This window comes from Streptomyces cyaneochromogenes, assembly GCF_003963535.1.
GTDB classification, from domain to species: Bacteria; Actinomycetota; Actinomycetes; order Streptomycetales; family Streptomycetaceae; genus Streptomyces; species Streptomyces shaanxiensis.
Genome location: NZ_CP034539.1, coordinates 2,908,520 through 2,927,958, shown reverse-complemented (window position 1 = coordinate 2,927,958; position 19,439 = coordinate 2,908,520). Strand labels below are relative to the sequence as shown.

19 protein-coding genes are annotated in these 19,439 nt (G+C 71.4%); 4 read left to right on the top strand and 15 right to left on the bottom strand.

The features are described from left to right. The first annotated feature begins 70 nt into the window (after positions 1–70). Both EJ357_RS13045 and EJ357_RS13040 read left to right on the top strand, forming a co-directional pair. The gene (locus EJ357_RS13045; protein WP_126391762.1) at positions 71–1,780 is read left to right on the top strand and encodes a fused response regulator/phosphatase; all 1,710 of its coding nucleotides are present in this window, start codon (positions 71–73) and stop codon (positions 1,778–1,780) included. Between the two features lie 28 nt (positions 1,781–1,808). Continuing rightward, positions 1,809–2,156 (top strand): 5-carboxymethyl-2-hydroxymuconate Delta-isomerase, encoded by a 348-nt coding sequence (locus EJ357_RS13040; protein ID WP_126391760.1) that lies wholly within the window; start codon positions 1,809–1,811, stop codon positions 2,154–2,156. A gap of 35 nt (positions 2,157–2,191) precedes the next feature. Here EJ357_RS13040 and EJ357_RS13035 read toward each other — a convergent pair whose 3' ends face one another. The 5 genes from EJ357_RS13035 to EJ357_RS13015 all read right to left on the bottom strand — a co-directional run bounded on the left by EJ357_RS13035 (position 2,192) and on the right by EJ357_RS13015 (position 7,472). Next, positions 2,192–2,881 (bottom strand): TetR/AcrR family transcriptional regulator, encoded by a 690-nt coding sequence (locus EJ357_RS13035; RefSeq protein ID WP_126391758.1) that lies wholly within the window; start codon positions 2,879–2,881, stop codon positions 2,192–2,194. A gap of 57 nt (positions 2,882–2,938) precedes the next feature. Then, on the bottom strand, positions 2,939–3,961 hold the full coding sequence (locus EJ357_RS13030) for a PDR/VanB family oxidoreductase (protein WP_126391756.1): 1,023 nt from the start codon (positions 3,959–3,961) through the stop codon (positions 2,939–2,941). Next, positions 3,961–4,857, bottom strand: coding sequence for a metal-dependent hydrolase (locus tag EJ357_RS13025; RefSeq protein WP_126391754.1), 897 nt, complete (start codon positions 4,855–4,857; stop codon positions 3,961–3,963). Before EJ357_RS13025 ends, EJ357_RS13030 begins: the two co-directional genes overlap by 1 nt. 94 nt (positions 4,858–4,951) lie before the next feature. Then, positions 4,952–6,877: a hypothetical protein gene (locus EJ357_RS13020; RefSeq protein WP_126391752.1), complete on the bottom strand. Its 1,926-nt coding sequence runs from the start codon at positions 6,875–6,877 to the stop codon at positions 4,952–4,954. 94 nt (positions 6,878–6,971) lie between these two features. Then, positions 6,972–7,472: a tetratricopeptide repeat protein gene (locus EJ357_RS13015; protein ID WP_228473039.1), complete on the bottom strand. Its 501-nt coding sequence runs from the start codon at positions 7,470–7,472 to the stop codon at positions 6,972–6,974. A gap of 121 nt (positions 7,473–7,593) precedes the next feature. Between EJ357_RS13015 and EJ357_RS13010 the strand changes: the two genes are divergently transcribed. Then, positions 7,594–8,028, top strand: a complete 435-nt coding sequence (locus tag EJ357_RS13010) for a hypothetical protein (RefSeq protein WP_175647381.1) — start codon at positions 7,594–7,596, stop codon at positions 8,026–8,028. 87 nt (positions 8,029–8,115) lie between these two features. On the opposite strand, the gene EJ357_RS13005 is transcribed toward EJ357_RS13010, so the two are convergent. The 9 genes from EJ357_RS13005 to EJ357_RS12965 form a co-directional block, all read right to left on the bottom strand. Further along, complete coding sequence (locus EJ357_RS13005) at positions 8,116–9,672, bottom strand: DUF1996 domain-containing protein (protein ID WP_126391748.1); 1,557 nt, start codon at positions 9,670–9,672, stop codon at positions 8,116–8,118. 202 nt (positions 9,673–9,874) lie between these two features. After that, entirely contained in the window at positions 9,875–10,528 is a 654-nt protein-coding gene (locus tag EJ357_RS13000; protein WP_126391746.1) for a LuxR C-terminal-related transcriptional regulator, read from the bottom strand. Further along, entirely contained in the window at positions 10,513–11,811 is a 1,299-nt protein-coding gene (locus EJ357_RS12995; RefSeq protein ID WP_126391744.1) for a sensor histidine kinase, read from the bottom strand. The genes EJ357_RS13000 and EJ357_RS12995 overlap by 16 nt, the downstream gene beginning before the upstream one ends. Before the next feature lie 52 nt (positions 11,812–11,863). Beyond that, positions 11,864–12,904, bottom strand: coding sequence for an NAD-dependent epimerase/dehydratase family protein (locus tag EJ357_RS12990; RefSeq protein ID WP_126391742.1), 1,041 nt, complete (start codon positions 12,902–12,904; stop codon positions 11,864–11,866). A gap of 84 nt (positions 12,905–12,988) precedes the next feature. Further along, positions 12,989–13,546 (bottom strand): winged helix-turn-helix domain-containing protein, encoded by a 558-nt coding sequence (locus EJ357_RS12985; protein ID WP_126391740.1) that lies wholly within the window; start codon positions 13,544–13,546, stop codon positions 12,989–12,991. 250 nt (positions 13,547–13,796) lie between these two features. Next, the gene (locus EJ357_RS12980; protein ID WP_126391738.1) at positions 13,797–14,720 is read right to left on the bottom strand and encodes a DUF6891 domain-containing protein; all 924 of its coding nucleotides are present in this window, start codon (positions 14,718–14,720) and stop codon (positions 13,797–13,799) included. A 104-nt stretch (positions 14,721–14,824) separates the two neighbouring features. Beyond that, positions 14,825–15,856, bottom strand: a complete 1,032-nt coding sequence (glnII, locus tag EJ357_RS12975) for a glutamine synthetase (protein WP_126391736.1) — start codon at positions 15,854–15,856, stop codon at positions 14,825–14,827. A gap of 388 nt (positions 15,857–16,244) precedes the next feature. Next, complete coding sequence (locus tag EJ357_RS12970) at positions 16,245–16,946, bottom strand: RlpA-like double-psi beta-barrel domain-containing protein (protein ID WP_126391734.1); 702 nt, start codon at positions 16,944–16,946, stop codon at positions 16,245–16,247. A gap of 118 nt (positions 16,947–17,064) precedes the next feature. Beyond that, entirely contained in the window at positions 17,065–17,430 is a 366-nt protein-coding gene (locus tag EJ357_RS12965) for an arsenate reductase family protein (protein ID WP_126391732.1), read from the bottom strand. 270 nt (positions 17,431–17,700) lie between these two features. Here EJ357_RS12965 and EJ357_RS12960 point away from each other — a divergent pair, with 270 nt between their 5' ends. Then, positions 17,701–18,027, top strand: coding sequence for a hypothetical protein (locus EJ357_RS12960; RefSeq protein WP_126391730.1), 327 nt, complete (start codon positions 17,701–17,703; stop codon positions 18,025–18,027). Between the two features lie 101 nt (positions 18,028–18,128). Here the strand turns inward: EJ357_RS12960 and EJ357_RS12955 are convergent, their stop codons facing one another. Then, positions 18,129–19,319, bottom strand: a complete 1,191-nt coding sequence (locus EJ357_RS12955; RefSeq protein ID WP_126399416.1) for a winged helix DNA-binding domain-containing protein — start codon at positions 19,317–19,319, stop codon at positions 18,129–18,131. Positions 19,320–19,439: the final 120 nt, after the last annotated feature.

The window sequence follows — 19,439 nt, the reverse complement described above, 5'->3', positions numbered from 1 at the left end:
GGCGGATCCGGTCACCGGGTCCGCCCCATTCGTGCGTATGCGGGGGGCAGGCGACGATGGACGGTTGACGATGGACGGTTACGACAAGCAGTTCGGTACGACCGTGATGGTCGTCGACGATGTCCCTGCCAGCCGCTATGCCATGGGCGCGGTGCTGCGCCGCGCGGGCCACGACGTCGTACCGGTGGCGAGCGCGGGCGAGGCGCTGAGCGAGCTCGACGTGCGGCTGCGTGCGGGCGCCCTGCCCGACGTTGCCCTCGTCGACGTCGGGCTGCCGGACATGAACGGCTTCGAGCTGTGCCGGCGGGTCAAGTCCCGGCCCTCCACGGCCGCGCTGCCCGTCGTCCACTTCTCGGCGATGGCCGTGGACGCGGTGGACCGGTGCCGGGGGCTCGACGCGGGCGCCGACGCCTACCTGACGGTGCCGGCCGAGCCGAGCGAGATCCAGGCCGTCGTGCGGGCCGCCGTGCGCGGGGCGCGTCGAGGTGCCGCCGCCGAGACGGTCGCGCACCGGCTGACGGTGCTCTCCGAGGCGATCGTGGCCGTCCAGACCGCGCGCTGCCTGGGGGAGCTGGCCGACGCCGCCTCCGCGGGCGCGGCCCGGCTCGTCGGCGCGCCCGCCGTCGTGTTCGTCATCGGCCCGGACGGCGACACGCACTGCGGCTCCTCGCGCAGCCGCCCGGCGCTGCCCGACGCCAGCGCCCACGAGTCGGCGGCACGGCTGATCACACGGATCGCGGAGGAGGCGGACGGACGCAACGGCGTGCACAGCACCGTCGTCCCCGCCCCGCTGTGGCCCGCGGGTTTCTTCCGGCCCGGCGTCAACGAGGACGCCCGCCTGATACTGGCGTCGGCCCAGGAGAGCCGGGCCCAGGTGTGCATCGCGACGCCGGCACGTGCGGCGTCCCCAAGGGGAGCGGGACGGTATCGACATGCGGCTCCGCCGCGGGGTGCGATCGGCCACGACGAACCCGCGGGCGACCGACGGCACAACGCGGCTCTGCCGCTCGCGCCACTCCCCGCGGAGCGCCTCGCCCAGGCCACCGCGCTCGCCGCCGAACCGCTGCTGATGTACCAGGCGGAGCGGGACATCGCCCTCACCCTCCAGCACAGCTTTCTGCCCCAGCCGCACCGGCTGCCCCATCTGCCGGGCGTCGACCTCGTCGTGCGCTACGTGCCCGCGTCCCGGCAGACCGAGATCGGCGGCGACTTCTACGCCGCGCTGCGCACGGAGGAGGGCGTGCTCACCGCGGTCGGGGACGTCGTCGGGCACTCGCTGGAGGCGGCCACCGTCATGGTGGAGATGCGGCACGCGCTGCGCGCCCACTGCGTCGAGGAGAGCGACCCGCGGGCCCTGGCCGAACGGCTCGACCGGATGCTGCAGCACTACCACCCCGAGGTCACCGCCACGGTCTGCCTGGCCCTGGTCGACCCCGGGGCCGGGCGGGTCCGGATCGCCAACGCGGGCCACATCCCACCGCTGGTCGTACGGGAGGGGGGCGAGGCCGAGTACGTCCCCGTGTGCGGTCCACTGCTCGGGCTCGGCCTCGACCGGCCCGAGCCGAGCGAGCTGGAGCTGGACCCGAAGGACCGGCTCCTCATGGTCACCGACGGCCTCATCGAGACCCGCGGCATCGACCTCACCGCTTCCATGGAGCAACTGCGCACGGCCGCCACCGACGCCCCGGCCGGCCTCGACGCGCTGTGCGACACCCTGCTGGGCTGCTTCGGCCGGGACCGGGAGGACGACATCGCGATGCTGGCGCTGAGGTTAGGGTGAGCGCTGCTGACGTAGAACAGGAGTGCTCATGCCGCAGATCACCGTCGACCACTCGCAGACGATCTCCTTCGACCGGGCGGCCTTTGCCCGGGACCTGCACACCGCGACCGTCGAGATCGCGGCGGCCAAGCCGGAGGCGTGCAAGACGCAGTTCCGGGCCGGCCAGTACACGGCCTTCGGCTACGAGGAGGAGGGCCACGCGGTCGTCCACGTCACGCTCGGCCTGCTCGCCGGACGCAGCGAGGAGACCAAGGCGAAGCTGACCGAGGCGGTTCTGGAACTGCTGCGCCGGCACATCGAGGACAACGGCATCGTGCTGCACGCCTCCGCCGAGGTCCGCGACCTCGACCCGTCGTACCGCAAGTTCGAGCGCTAGGCCCTGTTCCGGCGGATCATGCCGGCGGCGCGGGGCTAGGACGCCAGCGAGATCAGCCGGGCGACCAGGTCGCTGAACGGACCGTCGGCCGGCTCCTCCTTGAGCATGCCGCGCAGCAGCGCGCCCATCTCCTCGTCGTGGGCGGCGCTGACGGCGGCCAGCGCGGCGAAGTCGTGCACGAGCTGGACCTCCAGCTCGGCGCGCGGGATGCGCCGGCCGTCGAGCCAGATCAGCGCCGTCGACTCGGCGAGCGAGATCCAGGAGCGGATGACCAGTTCCAGTCGCGCGGGTGGGTTCTCCACGTTCAGATGCGAAAGGATTTGGACATACGCGGCCTGCCGTACCGAGTCGATGAGCGCGTTGGTCGCCGTCGAGCCGACCGCCGGGCCGCCCCGCATCAGCGCCGAGAAACCGGGCCCGTGCTCGTCGACGAAGTCGAAGAACCGGCGCATCACCCGCAGCAGCCGCGTCCCCAGCGGCCCCTCCTGCGGCTCGACGAACCGGCCCGCCAGATCTTCCGAAGCGCGCTTCAACGCGGCTTCGTACAGGCTGAGTTTGCCGGGGAAGTAGTGATAGACGAGCGGCCGCGAGATGCCCGCGGCCGCGGCTATCTCGTCGATGGAGACGTCGTCCGGCGAGCGCTGGCTGAACAGGTCGAGGGCGACGCCGATCAACTGCTGCCGACGTTCCTCGACTCCCATTCTTCGCCGTACCCCGGTAGTCATGCGAACACCTTACCGATCGATTCCGGCCCCCGAACGGACCGGATCGATCACGGGCGTTCACATGTCCAGTACGAGTCGCTCACCCCGCGCCCGTGACACACAGATCAGCATGGAGTCGCCCCGCTCCGCGTCCGTCAGCAACTCGTCCCGGTGGTCCACCTCGCCCTCCAGCACCCGCTGTTGGCAGGTCCCGCAAAAGCCCTGCTCGCAGGAGTACAGGGTGTCCGGCAGTTCGGCGCGCACGGCGGCCAGGACGGTCGAGTCGGCGGTGACGGTCAACGTCCGCCCGCTGCGCCGCAGTTCGACCTCGAAGGCATCGCCTCCCGAGGCGCGCGGCGTGAACCGCTCCAGGTGGACCGACGGGAACCGCTCCTGCACCGCGGCCATCAGCCCCTCCGGGCCACAGCAGTAGACGGCGGCGCCCTCGGGCACGCCGGCGAGGAGCGCGTCGAGATCGGGCAGCCCCTCCACGACGGTCACGCGGTCGCGGCCGAGCTTCTCCACGTCCTCCACGAACGGCATGGACGCGCGGCCGCGCCCGCAGTACACCAGCCTCCACTCGACGTCGTCGGGCAGCGCCCGCAGCATCGGCAGCACGGGCGTGATCCCGATGCCGCCCGCGACGAAGACGTACGACTCGGCCCGCACGAGCGGGAAACGGTTCCGTGGCCCGCGCACCTCCAGCTCCATGCCCTCCCGCACCTGCTCGTGCACCTCACGCGAGCCGCCCCGTCCGTCCGGGACCAGCCGCGTCGCCACGGTGTACGACGAGGTGTCCTCGGGGTCGCCGCACAGCGAGTACTGCCGCACCAGCCCCGACGGCAGCACGAGATCGAGATGCGCACCGGGCTCCCAGCCCGGCAACTCCCGCCCCTCCAGCCGTAGTCGGACGACCCCCTCGGCGACCTCCTCGCGCGAGGTCACCAGCAGACGCAGCGACCGCGACCGCGGCCGCCCGGAGACCGGCTCCTCCAGCGCGGGCATCGGCCACAACGGCGAGGCCTGGATGCGGCGCCGCATCGCCCGCCGGGCGAGCAGGGCGGCACCGGCGACCACGGCGACGGTCCGGAGCTTCGGCATCAGACGGCACCCTTCGCGGACTTCTCGGCGGTCTCGGCGGCCAGCGCGGCGGGGGAGGAGGCCAGGTAGGCGACGGCCTGTTCGGTGGAACCCTCCTGCGAGGGGTGGTACGCGCGGCTCAGATAGCGCGGGATGGACCTGAGCATGTCCCCGGTCGCGGGCAGCGTGCCGCGCCTGCCCCGGACGTAGAAGTCCTTGAAGGTCGCCTTGCCGTCGATGAGCGTCGGGTCGTTCTCCATGAAGAACCGCGCCCCGCGCTGCCACAGGAAGACGAGGGCCGTGAACGCGGTCGCCCAGGTCCGCACGCGCCGCCGGTAGCTGCCGTCGACGTGCGTGAACAGCTCGAAGGCGACGGACCGGTGCTCGACCTCCTCGGCGCCGTGCCAGCGCAGCAGGTCCAGCATGGTCGGATCGGCGCCGCGCCGGTCCAGTTCCCCGGCGTTGAGCACCCAGTCGCCCAGAAACGCCGTGTAGTGCTCGATGGCCGCGATGAGCGCCACCCGCTCCATCAGCCACCAGCGGCGCGGCCGGCCCGGTGGCAGGGTGCGGTCACCGAGCAACTTCTCGAAGAGCCAGTCCACTTGGGCGGTGTACGGCGTCGGATCGAGCCCCTGCTCGCGCAGATGCGGCAGCACCTCGTCATGAGCCTGCGAGTGCATCGCCTCCTGCCCGATGAACCCGATGACGTCCTCGCGGAGCCGCTCGTCCCGTATGTACGGCAGCACCTGCTTGTACACGTGCACGAACCACCGCTCACCGGCAGGCAGGAGCAGATGCAGCACGTTGATGGTGTGCGTGGTGAACGGATCCCCCGGCACCCAGTGCAGCGGGGTGTCGTCCCAGGAGAAGGACACCTTGCGGGCCTTGAGGGGCACCCGGTCCTGAGTGTTAGACATGGCGTCAATGTACTGACGGGTAGGTCCCGGGTGAACCCCTGTGCACGAGCTTGTTTACGCGAGCGTCAGCAAGGCCGTTCCCGTGCGGCGGGGCTCACCCGAGCCCGCTGATGGAACGCCCGCTGTCCAGCGTGCCCTTCAACTCGGCCCGCGCGCCCTGCTCGGCCCGTACGGTCAGCAGGCTGCCCCGGGACGTGCCGTCGACGCCGCCCGTGGCACGGATCGAGTCCGTGTCCCGGGCGCCCGCCGCCAGGAGATACCAGTCGCCCGTCTGCGCCTTCCACAGCACCCCGGCCAGCACATGCGGATCCCGTGCCCCGCACGCCGCCACGTTCTGGCCCTTCGCCGCCACCGCCGCGTGCGTCGCACCCGGCGTCCGGAACTGGGCCAGCACCCGCTCGCCGCCGCCCCGCCAGGTCTCGGCGCGCGTGCACAGCCATTCCGCCGAACCGGTCCCGTCGGGCAGCGCCTGCCGGGCGTACGCCCAGGCGTTGACCGTGCGCACGCCCGCCGAGCGCAGCGCGCCCAGCCAGCAGGAGTACGGCGCCCAGGTGCGCAGCGCCGCCGCGCCGGCCGCCTCCTTCACCGCACCGGGACGGCCGGTGGTCAGGCGGGCCGGCACCAGCTCCGAGAGGTCGGTCAGCAGCCGGGTGCCGGTGCTGTCGGTCAGCTGCAGGGTGTTCCACGAGGTGCAGCTGCCGGTCTGCTGGGTGACGGGGCTCGCCATCGGCGTGGTCACTCCGTCGGTCACGCTGAGGTCCATCGCCCCGGTGCGCGACTTCAGCAGATCCCGCTCGGCCGCCTTCCGCACCCAGGGCGCCAGCAGATAACGGACGTTGCCGTCGGCCCGGCTCAGCACCACCGCACTCGCCTCCGCCCTGCTCGCGCCGTCGACCCGGGAGAAGTCCAGGGCGGCGCCCGCCGTGCCGTCCGTCGGCTCGGCGTAGCGGGCGATGCGCAGACCGTCGTAGAGGATCACCACACGGGCGTTGTCGACCGTCCCCGCGTACAGCAGTTGCGGCGCCCCGGGCGGACCGCCCGCCGGGGTGCCGGGCGTCGCCGAGACCTGGACCGTCTCGCCGGGGCGGGCCCAGACGGCGAGGGCGCGGCGCAGCAGGGCCGAGTCGCGGGCCAGGTCGCCGCGCGGGGGCCACACGGAGAAGTCGGTGCGGGCGGAGGACTGCCAGGCCAGCGCGGGGACCCTGGTCAGCTGGGCGGGGTCCAGGGCGGCCTCGGCCGCCGGGTTCTGCGCGTACGAGGGCGCGGCGGGACCCTCGGGGCCCCAGCCCTCACCGGGCAGTCCGAGCAGTGCCCCGGACACCAGCAGGGCGGCACCCGCGGCGAGCGCCGCCTTCATGTGCTGCCTGCGCCGCATCAGGTCCGTGGGCCGGGCCTGGAGCGAGCAGGGGTCGAACTCGGGGGAGTCGAGCAGGGCGTACTGCGCGGGGACGGTGTCGGCCTCCTCCAGCGCTTCGTCCACGTAGTCGACACCGGCCGCGTCCAGCACCTCGCAGACGTCGCCGTCGTCGAGCTTCTCCAGGCCGCGCAGGACGTAGGCGGCCCGCGCCGGGCCGGACAGCGCCGACAGCCGCTGATCCAGGGCGAGTTCGTCGGCGCCGCCCGACCGGGGGAAGAGGCGCAGGCCCCAGATCTGGGGCAGCAGGGGCGGCAGTTGGGAGCGCTTGGGCCAGGCCAGGCGCTTCAGGGGACGGTCCGCCTCCAGCGCCGTACGCAGGACGCGGAGCCGGAGCAGGGCGTACCCGGGGTCGCTCTCACGGCCGGTGGACTGGGCCGGGATCACGGGTGTCGCCGCCGCCCGGCCCCGGGGCAGGGCGCGCTGGGTGAGGGAGTGCGCGGTCACGACGCGCCGGTTGCGGCCGAGGCTCGGCGGCAGCACCAGGTAGGCGAGGCGGACGAGACGCGGGTAGTGCTCGACGAGCGCGGCCTCGGCCCGCTCGACGTCGACGACCGGATCGTCCGAGGCGGGGGCGGGGCGCGGGGCGACATCCTGAGACTGCACGTTCAGCAGAACGAGCGAATCGTCGGTTGGTCACCGGAACCCGGTCGGCCCCGGCGCGTTTCGGAGCCGGCGCGCAGCCGGCCCTGAGGTCGGCTCAGTCCCCGGGCTCCAACAGTTCACGGGCGTAATTCGCCATCGACCGCTGGTAGCGCGGCAGATGGGGAGCGAGGGCGCCCAGGACGAGGGAGAGGCCCTCGCGGTCGCGCCCGAGGCTGGACAGGCACAGGGCGAGTGTCGCCCGTACCGCGTCGTCCAGCTCGTCGGAGGGCGCGTCCAGTTCAGGTGTCAGCAGCTTGACGCCCTCTTCCGCCAGGCCGATGTTCCTGAGCGAGCTGGACATCTGGATCTTGGCCCGCCGCCCCTTGTAGCCGGTCAGCCCGCGCGCGAGCGCCTCCCGGTACAGCGGAACCGCGTTGTCCGAGTGCCCCGTCGAGTCCCAGGCGCAGGCCTGCTCGAAGGGGCCCAGCGGGCTGTCGTCGGGCAGCTCCGCGACGAGCGTGTCGATCACGGCGCGGAAGTCGGCCGCCCCCTCCTCGGCGTAGTCGTCGAAGGACGCCCATGCGCCGGCCACGCGATCTTCCCAGTCCTGGTTCACAGCGTCACTCTCGCACGGGTGGGCGAACACCGGCAGCGGTATTTTGAGCGCTCCGCGGGCATTTTGAGCGCTCCGCGCGTGGGAGCCGTATCCACCGGGAGGCCCCTGCAGGGAGGAAGACATGAAGGTGACCCGACCGATGCTCGCGGCGGCCGGCGCCGTGGCGGTGTTCGCGCTGGCCGGCTGCGGATCCGGCGGCGACGACAAGGCCGCCGTGCCCGAGACCGCCACCGGCAGCCTGGAGCACCTGGCCGCCGAGGTGAAGTGCAAGCCGAACATGCAGACGGACGCCGACGAAATCCGGCAGGCCCTCTGCAAGAACACCGACGGCAGGTTCGTCCTCGCCACCTTCGCCACCGACCGCGGCCAGGCCGAGTGGCTGAGCGGCGCGAAGGACTACGGCGGCTACTACCTCGTCGGCCGCAAGTGGGTCGCCGTCGGCCAGGAGAAGACGGTCGCCGCGCTGCAGACCACGCTGGGCGGGAGCATGGAGGAAGGGTCCGAGCACATGAATCCCGGCGGCAGCCACAACAGCAGCGGAAGCCACCACGGCTGAAGTTCGTCGTAGTCCGTTCGCCGAAGTCCGGGAGCATACGAAAGCCGGCGGTGGGAAATCCCACCGCCGGCTTTCCGGTGTTCAGGACTACTGGCAGTCCTGCCCGCTGTTGATGCACTGGACCATCTCGTTCATCGTGTTCTCGTCGAAGAAGTTGATGAAGTCGTTGTGGTCGGTGATCGCCTTGTGCAGCTGGTCCGGGAAGGAGTCGACCGCGAAGGCGTTCTGGACCTGTCCGTTCTGGATCTGCGGGGCCTGGACGTCGTAGACCAGGCGGACCTGGAGCTGGGGGATCGCCTGGAAACCGTTGGCGCAGGTGCCGTCGCCCTGGACGAACGCCACGTGCGTGCGGTGGTTGGCGCTGTCGATGTTCTGACCGTCCCAGCAGCTCTGGAAGTTGGACGTCCGCACCACGGAGCTGCCCTCGGGGCAGATCGGCAGCTTGTCGTGCAGCTGGACCTTGTCCTCGAAGCCGGTGCAGCTCCAGTTCGCGTTGGCGTTGTTGGTGCCGTTCACGAAGGACTTGGCGTCACCGGTGATGATGCGCAGGGCCTGCGGCATCGCGACGACATCGCTCGTCTTGTTGCCGACGAACTTCAGCTGTGCCTCGCTGGGCTCGACGATCGTGCCGACGTTGCCGTCCTGACCGCCACCCGGGGCGTTCGCGTCGATGTCGTTCTGACCGTCCTGGATGCGCAGCACGGGCCAGAAGTACGACGACCTGTCACCCTGGTTCTGGCAGGTGGTGTCGCCGTTCGCCAGGTCCTGGTCGCTCGCGAAAGCGTTGTTGGCCTGGTTGCCGACGTAGTCGTGCTGGTGCTGCGCACCGTTGCTGACACCGGGAGCGACGATCACGTTGTCCGAGTTGCGGTTCTCGTTCTGGTTGGTGCCGCAATTCGTCGTGAAGCTACCGGTCGAACCGCTGTCCCCGTTCGCGGGGAGGCCGTTCGCGCCGACACCAAGCTGCGCGCTGCCCTGGACCTGGGTGATGTCCACGAAGTCGTCAGCGTTCGGACCGTTGCCGGCCTGACCGCCGTTGCCGCCCTGGTCCTGTCCGCCGTCCTGGCCGCCCTGGTCCTGACCGTCCTGGTTCTGGTCCTGACCGTCGTTGTTCTGGTCCTGACCGTCCTGGTTCTGGTCGCCGTCCTGCTGGCCGTCGTTGGTCTGCGGCTGCTCGGCCGGGACGCCCTGGCACTGGGCGAGCTGTTCGAGGTTCTGCGGTCGCTGGCCGCCGGCCCGGTTGATGTTGATGCCGATCCGGTCGAGCGTGGCAACGCGCTTGGACTTCAGCGGGCCGAGGATGGCGTTGTTGACGAAGTTGGCGTCCCCCGCCTGGGCCTGCCGCGTCTCGGCGAGACGCTTGTAGGCCTCCGTGACCTGCCTGTCCAGCAGCGCCAGCTCCTTGGCGACACCCCTGCGCGCGCTCCTCGGCACCTTCGTCAGCTTCTGGCCGACATCAGGGCAGTTGATCGTCGCGACCTGGGCGTTCGTGGACTTCGTCTGGTTCCACCCAGAGTTGTCCTCGTGCGCCGAAGCATAGAAGTTGGCCCATACAAGCCCGCCCCCACCGAGCGCTAGGGCCGCCGATGCGGCTATGGCCTTGGTGGCCAGCGGCGTACGGCGTTTTCGTGTGTTGCGTCCCATGGAACTCCTCTGACTTCCTTTTCCGGGCTATCGAGGCGCCCGACAGGAGTGAAGCGGCTCCCTCTGATACGGAGGGCGTCCCAGGGGTGTTCACCCGCCTCGGAAATTGTTGAGAGATTCGTGAGAACGCGGTGTTCTCAACAGCCCCTGAAACACCAGGAGTTGTTGATCCCACACGGCGGGTGAAAGGACCGGTCCGGTTTCACCGGCCGTGGTCGAGATACGCGAGAACCGCCAGCACGCGACGGTTGTCGTCGTCCGACACCTCCAGGCCCAGTTTGGCGAAGATATTGGCGGTGTGCTTGGCGATGGCCCGTTCCGTGACGACGAGCCGTTCGGCGATCGCCGCGTTCGTCCGCCCCTGCGCCATCAGCTCCAGCACCTCGGTCTCGCGGGGCGTGAGCCGGGCCAGCGGCTGGTCGTCGGCCGCCCGCCGGCTCAGCAGCTGCTGGATCACCTGCGGGTCCATCGCGGTCCCGCCGGCCGCGACACGGCGTACGGCGTCCACGAACTGGTCCGCGTCGAACACCCGGTCCTTCAGCAGATACCCCACCCCGCCACTGCCGTCGGCGAGCAGCTCCCGCGCGTACAGCTGCTCCACGTGCTGGGAGAGGACCAGCACCGGCAGCCCGGGCTTCCTCCGGCGGGCCTCGAGCGCGCACTGCAGCCCCTCGTCGGTGTTCGTCGGCGGCAGGCGTACGTCGACGACGGCGACGTCCGGCTCCAGCTCGGCGAGCGCGCGGGACAGCTCGGGGCCGGTCTCGACGGCCGCCGCGATCTCGAAGTCGTAGGCCTGAAGGAGCCGGACGAGCCCGTCGCGCAGCAGGAACAGGTCTTCGGCTAGGACAACGCGCAAGGAATCTCCATGGTGACCATGGTGGGGCCGCCCGCGGGAGAGCTGACGGCCAGGACGCCGTCGAATGTACCCAGTCGCCGCTCGACTCCGGCGAGGCCCGAACCGGCCCCGATCACCGCGCCGCCCTTGCCGTTGTCGGTGACGGTGATGCGCAGCATGCCGTCCGTGTGATGCAGGTCGATCCAGATCCGGTCGGCGCCCGAGTGCTTCACGGCGTTGGTGAGCACCTCGCTGACCGCGAAGTACCCCGCGGACTCCACGGGCGCCTCCGCCCGCCCGGGCAGTTCCACGCTCACCTCGGTCGAGACCGGCAGCCGCAACGCCAACGCCCGCACGGCGTCGCCCAGTCCGCGCTCGGCGAGCACGGGCGGGTGGATGCCGCGCACCAGGTCGCGCAGCTCGGACAGCGCGTCGACGGAGGACTGACGGGCCTGGGCGACGAGCCGCCTCGCTTGCTCCGGGTCCTTGTCGAGCAGCATCTCGATGGTGCCGAGATCCATGCCCATCGCCACCAGCCGGGCCTGCGCCCCGTCGTGCAGATCGCGTTCGATACGGCGCAGTTCGGCGGCGGAGGTGTCGACGGCGTCCCGCCGGGTCTCGGTCAACACCCTGACCCGCTCGGCGAGTTCGCCCTGGTTGGAGCCGAGGACGGCCCGGGTGAGCCGGAAGTGGGTCTGCAGCAGGCGCGGGGTGTAGAAGTGGGCGAGGAAGAGCAGGCCGAGGCCCAGGGCGCCGGCGCCGAGCGCGGAGGCCTGCCCGGTGACCGGGACGAAGCCGTACCAGTACGTGCCGCCCCCGACGTCCGTGAAGACCCGCCACAGCCCGGCCGCGATCGCGAACCCCTCCAGCGGATAGAGCAGCAGTACGGCCGGGAGCAGCGCGGTGAGGAACCCCGCCGTCATGTCGACGGGCAGCCACCTCAGGTCCCGCCAGGTCGCCGGGTCGCCCAGCATCCCGAAGGTGCGGGTCCACGGATTGGCGTCCTTCGGCAACGGCCGGTACGCCGGCGGTATCCGCACCCCGCCCCACTCGGCCGCGAGGACCCGCCGCCAGTCGGCGAACGCCCGCACCCCCGTCAGCACCCACGGCGTGGTGACGATGCCGACGCCGATCGGGACGAGCGCGATGGACACGAGGGAGAGGACGAGGCAGAGGACGGACCCCGGCAGCGCGACCAGGGCCAGGGCCAGCCCCCGCACGGCCGCAAGTCCCATGCCCCGCGCCCTCGTTCGCCCGTCGCCGCCTGCGCCGCTGTTCGTGCCGCTCTTCGTGTCGATGGTCATGGCGTCAGTCTGGCCGAGGCCAGGACGGGGGTCACGGGGCCGAGGCCCCGGATCAGGAGGTGGTGCCAGGTACACCCCCGCCGGTGCCGCTCGTGTCGTCGGCGAGGACCTTCGCCTCCACCTCAGGGTCGAGCCACTTGAAGATCCGGTCCTGCCGCGTCGGCGCCCTGCCCCCGATGTCCTGCAGCCACCTCCAGGTGTCGGCGACGGTCTCCTCGACGGGACGGCAGCGCAGCCCCGTCGCGACGGCCCGGGACACGTCCGCGCTGTGCAGGGCGTCGTGCAGGTCGCTGGCCGGCGGCACCCACACCGGCAACTGCGTCCAGGGCTCGATTCCGGCGTCCAGGATCACCTCGGGCTCGGTCCAGCGGAGCTCGGCCGTACCGCCGACGGTCGCCACGCAGGCGTCGAGGAACGTGCCCATGGTGGCGTGCCCCTGAGGTGACATCAGGTTGTACGGCCCGGTCAGCTCCTGCTCCACCGCGCCCAGGGTCCACTCCGCGAGGTCGCGCACGTCGACGTACTGGAGCGGCAGATCCCGTGGCCCCGGCGCCAGCACGGGCCCGCCCCGCTCGATCCGCGTCAGCCACCACGGCAGCCGGCCGACGTTCTCGTACGGCCCGATGAGCAGCCCGGAGCGCACGAGCGGCGAGCGGTCCGCGCCGAACTCCTCGACGGCGGCCAGCTCGCCGCCCCGCTTGTCCCGCGCGTAGTCGGTCTGCTCGGCACCGGCCTCGGCGCCCTCGACGACGGGCGCGTCCTCGGTGTACCCGGCGGGCGGGGCCCACTCGTACACCGAGCAGCTCGACACGTACACATACCGCCCGGCGCGGTCCCGCAGCAGCCGCGCCGAGTCCTGCACCGCACGCGGAGCCGCCGACCAGGTGTCGACGACGGCGTCCCACTCGCCCTCCGCCCGCGCGAGGGCGGCGAGCCCGTCGGGCGCGGTGCGGTCACCGTGCAGCGACCGTACCCCGGCCGGCGGGGCCTGCCGCCCCCGGTGGAAGACGGTCACGTCCCAGCCACGCCCGAGGGCCGCCTCCACGACGGCCCGCCCCGCGAAGTCCGTACCACCCAGCATCAGAAGTCTCATGACGCCGACTCTGCACGGTACGGGCGCGGGACGGAACAGCACTCTGCCGTCAGCAGAGCGCCGGCGGGGGAGCGGCCCGGGAGGTCAGCGCCCGGCCGGCGGGGCGTACTTGTACCCCACCCGTCGCACGGTCCGGATGGTGTCCCGGTGCTCGGCGCCCAGCTTGCGGCGCAGCCGGGCGATGTGCACGTCGACCGTACGGCCGTCGCCCACATGTCCGTACCCCCACACCGTGGTGACCAGCTGGTCGCGGGTGTGCACCCGGTGGGGATTGGCCACCAGATGGGCGAGCAGCTCGAACTCCAGGTAGGTGAGGTCGAGTTCACGCCCGTCGACCGCGGCGGCGCGCCGCACGGTGTCGACGGTGACGAGCGGGTCGCCGACGGTGTCACGGACCGGCGGGACCGGGGCGACCGGCAGCTGCTGGTCGGCCGGCACCAGCACCAGGTAGCCGATCATCGGCGGCTGTCCCGGCAGGGTGGGCAGGGAGTGCTGGGGAGCGGGCAGCCAGGTGGCACCCGGCGGCAGGAGGTCCGCGACATCGATCACCTCGTCCCGGTCCACGGCGCGCAGATGATGCCGTGGCGCGTTCGGGGCGGGGGAGTTGAGCGTGGCGGTGGAGAGAGAACGAGTGGTCGCCATGAGAGGTCAGCTCTTTTCGCGCGAGAGGTCCGTTGGGGGACGTACGTCGTTTCGCGCTGGCCGAAGGCCGAGGGAATACGGCTTTACAGGGCCCGCGCGTTCATCGCGCGGCAACACACCCGGTCGAAGTCGTGGTGCTGACGGGAAGGCCAGAAGGGCTCGAGGTCATGGCGACCTGTCGCGGAGTACTTCTGGTAGCTGGCCATGTCCCCATTGAAGCAGACGCCCGCCCTCGACGGGACCCTTCGTCTCATCCTTCCAGCCGTTTTTCCCAGGTCAACGGTGTGACGGTGATCGCTCTGCTCGGATCGCCGTCCCACTCCGTGGACAGCCCTGCCGCGGTGAGCGCGTCCACGACCTCGCGCCCGACGGCGGCGGTCGTCTCCGCCGAGCCGTCGAACCCCCCGTACAGCAGCATCAGCCCGTGCCCCGCGGCCGCGCCCTCGGTGCACTGGCTGTGGAAGTACACGAACCCGTGGTCCCCTTCGGCGCGCTCAGCGCCGATCTCCGCGGTGCCACAGTTGCGGCAGCAGGCGAAGTCCTCCCGCGCCGTGACCCCGCGTGCGGTGAGCGCCTCGAACGCACGCGTGAGGCGCTCAGGATCCGTCGTCCCCTGCCACGTCGCCTGCTCAGCAAGCCTCTCCAGCCACAGCCGGTCGACCAACTCCCGTGCCTGCGCCGCCGACACGGGCCGTTTGCGCCCCTCGACGAGATACTCCTCGGCGGCCTCCGCGAGCGTCGCCCGGGTGTCGTACCCGCACCGCAGCAGCTCACGCACCCGCTCCTCCACCTCCTCGCGTATCGCGCGGGGAAGTTCGGGCACCTGCTCGGGCGGATCCGCCGCGACCGGCGTCCAACCGAACCGGCCGTCCCAGCCGCCCCGCTGCCTCGCCCACCCCACCAGCGCGTCGGCCACCGTCTCCGCGTCCGGGATTATCGTGCCGAGGAAGCGCTCGCGGCTCTCACGGTGCTCCAGCTGGTAGTCACCGCCCCGCTCGTGCCACAGCTGGGCGAACACGTCCGGCACGTCCGGTATCCGCTGCATCACCAGCCAGTTGTCACCGGGCTCCCCGAGGCGCCCTACCAGATCCCGCAGCTGGGCCTCGGACGGCCGCGCATACCTCTCGCCGAACTCCGTCTCGACCTTGACGGACAGTCCCTCGTCGATCTCCATGCCCCCCACGATGACACCCGCCACTGACAACGCGATCACCGCCCGCCAACGCCGAGGGGCGCCCACCGTCCTGGTGGGCGCCCCTCGGGAAGCTACTGGGCGGATCAGACCTGGCCGGCCTTCTCCAGCGCGGAGCAGCAGGTGTCGACGAGCAGACGCGTCACGACGTACGGGTCGACGTTGGCGTTCGGACGGCGGTCCTCGATGTAGCCCTTGCCGTCCTTCTCGACCTGCCACGGGATACGGACCGAGGCGCCGCGGTTGGAGACGCCGTAGGAGTACTCGTTCCACGGGGCGGTCTCGTGCAGACCGGTCAGGCGGTCGTCGATGCCGGCGCCGTAGTTCTTGACGTGGTCGAGCGGCTTGGAGCCCTCACCGAGCGACTCGGCGGCGGTGATGATCGCCTCGTACGTCTCGCGCATCGCCTTGGTGGAGAAGTTGGTGTGCGCACCGGCGCCGTTCCAGTCGCCCTTCACCGGCTTCGGGTCCAGCGTCGCGGAGATGCCGAAGTCCTCGGCGGTGCGGTAGAGCAGCCAGCGGGCGACCCACAGGTGGTCGGAGACCTCCAGCGGGGAGACCGGGCCGACCTGGAACTCCCACTGACCGGGCATGACTTCGGCGTTGATGCCGGAGATCGCCAGGCCGGCGGCGAGACAGTTGTCCAGGTGGGCCTCGACGACCTCACGGCCGAAGATCTCGTCGGCGCCGACGCCGCAGTAGTAGCCGCCCTGCGGGGCCGGGAAGCCGCCCTTGGGGAAGCCGAGCGGGTAGCCGTCCTGGAAGAACGTGTACTCCTGCTCGATGCCGAAGATCGGCTCCTGGGCGGCGAACTTCTCGGCGACCTCGACGAGCGCGGCACGGGTGTTGGACTCGTGCGGCGTCATGTCGATGTTGAGGACCTCGCACAGGACGAGGACGTCGTCGCCACCGCGGATCGGGTCGGGGCAGGTGAAGACCGGCTTGAGGACACGGTCCGAGGAGTGGCCCTCGGCCTGGTTCGTGGACGACCCGTCGAAGCCCCAGATCGGCAGCGCGTCCAGACCGGCGGGCTCACCCGCGATGATCTTCGTCTTGGAACGCAGCTTGGCCGTCGGCTCGGTGCCGTCGATCCAGATGTACTCAGCCTTGAAGGTCACGGGCCACATCCTTCGGGGTGGGTCTAGGCGCACTTGCGGGTGCTGCGGCGCTGCGGCACTGAGGCGCCGCTCTTGATGCCCGCGAGCCTGTCAACAGGCGATTTCCCTGCCGTTGCTCGTATGTGAACCCCGTGTTACCTGGTATTGGTGTGGCGCGTTTCACGCTGTGAGGGGCCGCGCAAAGTCGATACGGCGACTTCCGGCGCCGCCGGGGAGGGCGGGCGGGTGGCTCGTATGCGATGGGAATGGGCGAGGGGACGGGTCATGGGGGGCGGGAGGAAGAGGGGCGGGAACGGGGAACTGCGCATCCGCCCCCGGAACGCGTCGGTCCTGCCGCTCGTGGCCGCGAGCGGCAGGACCATGACACGTACGCGCGACTACCCGGGTATCACCCCACCTTCTCGATCACCGCGCGGCGGATCAGGAACTTGCCGGGCTCGCGGACCTGCTCGAAGGCCGCGTTGTTGAGCAGCACACAGCTGCCGGAGACCGAGGTGACCTCCACCGTCGTGGACTTGTTGTTGTCCAGGTTGGTGACCTTCAGCTTCGTGCCGGCCGGGAACTGGTTGCTGGACGCCGCCGGGGCACCGCCCTCACCGGAGAGCGTGACGGTCGAGCCGTTGCAGACCTGCTGGCCCGAGGCCGCGGCACCGCCGCCGGCGTTCCCCGCCTCCTCGTTCCCCGCAGGGGCGCTCTGGGACGGCGCGGCACCCCCCGCCTGCTGACCGCCGCCCTGCTGTCCGCCCTGCGCGGGCGGCGACGCCTGGGAGTCCTGAGCCGACTCCCCAGCGACACACCCGGAGGCTTCCTGCTGGACCTTGATCTGCTGGATGACGGCCTCGCGGTTGGCGATCCGCGCCGCGGACTGTGCGTCCGGACTGGCCTTCTGCCCCTCGATGAACCGCTGGTTGTTGCCGAGCGCGGTGGCGAGCCCCTGGCAGACGCTCGAATCGGCTGCGGACTTGACCGTCGGCGTCTGCGAGGCGTTCGAGGTGCTCGCCATGACGAAGGCACCGCCGCCCGCCACCGTCGCCGCGCTCACCAGCAGTGCGAGCTTCTTCTTCGTACCGAGAGTTCTCCTACGCGACATGCGCGCCTCCTGGGAGGTTGGGGAGCGTACGCCGCTATGTACGAGATACCGAACGAAGTTACTCAGCGGTTACAGGAGTCACTGAAGTAACGTGCGTCACAGTCGAGTCGAGGGTGCTCTAGCCCTTGCGGGACAAGGCGTCCTGTACGGCCTCGTCGGTGCGCGCGACCACGGCCGTGCCGTCCTGCGCGGTGATGATCGGCCGCTGGATCAGCTTGGGGTGCTCGGCCAGGGCCGTGATCCACCGCTCCCGCGAACTCGCTTCCCGGGCCCACTCCTTGAGTCCGAGTTCCTTGGCCGCGGCTTCCTGGGTCCGGGTGATGTCCCAGGGTTCGAGTCCGAGCCGGTCCAGTACGTCCCGGATCTCGTCCTCGGTCGGCACGTCCTCCAGGTAGCGGCGGACGGTGTAGTCGGCACCCTCGGCGTCGAGCAGGCTGATGGCGCTGCGGCACTTCGAGCAGGCCGGATTGATCCAGATCTCCATGCGGCCCACGGTATCCCGGGGTGTGTCGCGACCTTCGTCGGCGCGGGGCCGGCGGCGCCTGCCGAGGGGGCTCTGTTCGAATTTTCCGCCGCCTTGCGCGCATCGCGCGGGTCGCGTGTGACGCGGTGACAGTTTCGTTGCTGACCTGGGGATTTCATGGATCTGCGGGGTCTCCTGATTGTCAGTGGCGGGCATTAGAATGGAGGCAGTGTTCGAGAGCGTCACCGGGGAACCCGGCCCGGCGCTCCGACCCGCGACAGGAGGATGCCTGTGCCCGCTGCCGCACTGAAGCCGAAGCCGACCCGCAAGCCGTTGCCCACCCAGTCCACCGCCAAGCACCCGGTCCTGCTCGACCTGCCGTACGCGCCCATCGAGAAGCGGCCGCTGCCGCCGGGCCGGCCGCGCGAGTGGTACATCACCCACAACCGCCGTCTCAAGGCCATGCGCCTCGCGATAGCGCTGCTCGACTCGGGCGTCTACATGCCGAACCAGGCCCGCAACGACACGATCCGAAGCGCGGCGCAGACGATCGGCGTTCATCCGCCGTCGGACACGACGTGCCACATGGTGCGGGCGTTGATGCGGTACGCGCGGTAGCCGTGGCGCCGGGTGCCGTCCCTTGTCGGGCGGTGCCCGGCGTTGCAGGTGGCGTTGCCTGGGGGCTGCCGCCCCCAGGCCCCCGCTTCGGCCCCGAAGGACTACCCCGCCAACTCCCGCTCCAACGGCGTCCGGAACCGAGGCGTCACCCGAGACGCCCCCACCCACTCCCGCAACCGCTCCGCCTCCAGCGCGACCGCGGCCTCCACCGCCCGCCGTTCCGTGCCCCCGAGGTCCTCCAGCAACCGCCAGACGATCTCCCCGTCCCCGCGCTGGGCCCATCCGCCCACCACGCGCCCGTTCCACCACACCGTCGGCCCGACGTTGCCGCTCCGGTCGAACAGCGACGGCCACAGTTCCGGCGCCAGGTACCACTCCCGCCGTTGCCAGCCCATCGCCGTGGGGTCGAGGCCGGGGAGCAGGGCCGCCCACGGCTCCTCGGGGCCGGTCACCGGATCGACGTCGCCGTCGACGACGTACCCCGTCCCCTCGTCGAGGGACACGGGCTGTGCCTTGATCGCCGCCAGGGCGCGGCGGACCTCCGTCACCCGCCACCCGCTCCACCACTTCAGGTCGGCCTCGGTCGCCGGTCCGCACGCCGTGAGCCAGCGTCGCAGCAGCTCCGCCTGCGCCTCGGCCACGTCCAGTTCGGGATGCTCGGGGGCCACCGCCCAGCGGAACTGCGAGGACGTCCAGGAGCCCAGCGGCCGTCCCCGCACCACCTTTCCCTCGACGCCCAGCACCCGCAGCAGCCGCGTCGAGACGGTGTGCACCCCTTCGTAGCTCTTCCCGGCCCCGTACAGGAACCGCTCGCGCAACCGCGGCTCGTCCTCGGCGAGTTCGGCCGCTGTCGCCTGGCCGCGCCGGGCCAGCGCGGCCAGCGCCGACTCCTCGACCTCGGCCAGCCAGGCCGCATCCGGTGCCCCCGCCGCCGCCATCTGCTTGACCAGCGTGGCCCGCTCCCGGGCGGCGACCGCGATGCCGGTCGAGGCGTGCACGACGGCCGTCAGCTCGGTGGGGAACACGAACACGGTGTGCCGCATGCCGTGCATCCGGACCAGCGCCCGGTCCTCGTACAGCGCCCGCTCGGTCCGGGCGACGGTCTTCGCGGGCTCCGCCAGCCGGGCGCCCACCGCCAGGTACACCGTCGCCGGGTCGGTGCCGTGCAGCGCGACCAGCGACTCGGCGACCTCGGCCGGATCCGCCGCCCGAGCCGCCCCGGCCAGCCGGTGCCGCAACCCCAGCCGAGCCCGCCGCTCCGCCACCCCGACGTACCGCACCCCGTCACCCATCCCGGCCTCCACCCGCCACGCCGTCTCCTCGTCCCTCACCGCATCCTCCCGGACGCCACTGACAACGGCCCGTCACCGTGACGGCCTCCGGTCCTGCCGACGGCCCCGTCACCCGATCGC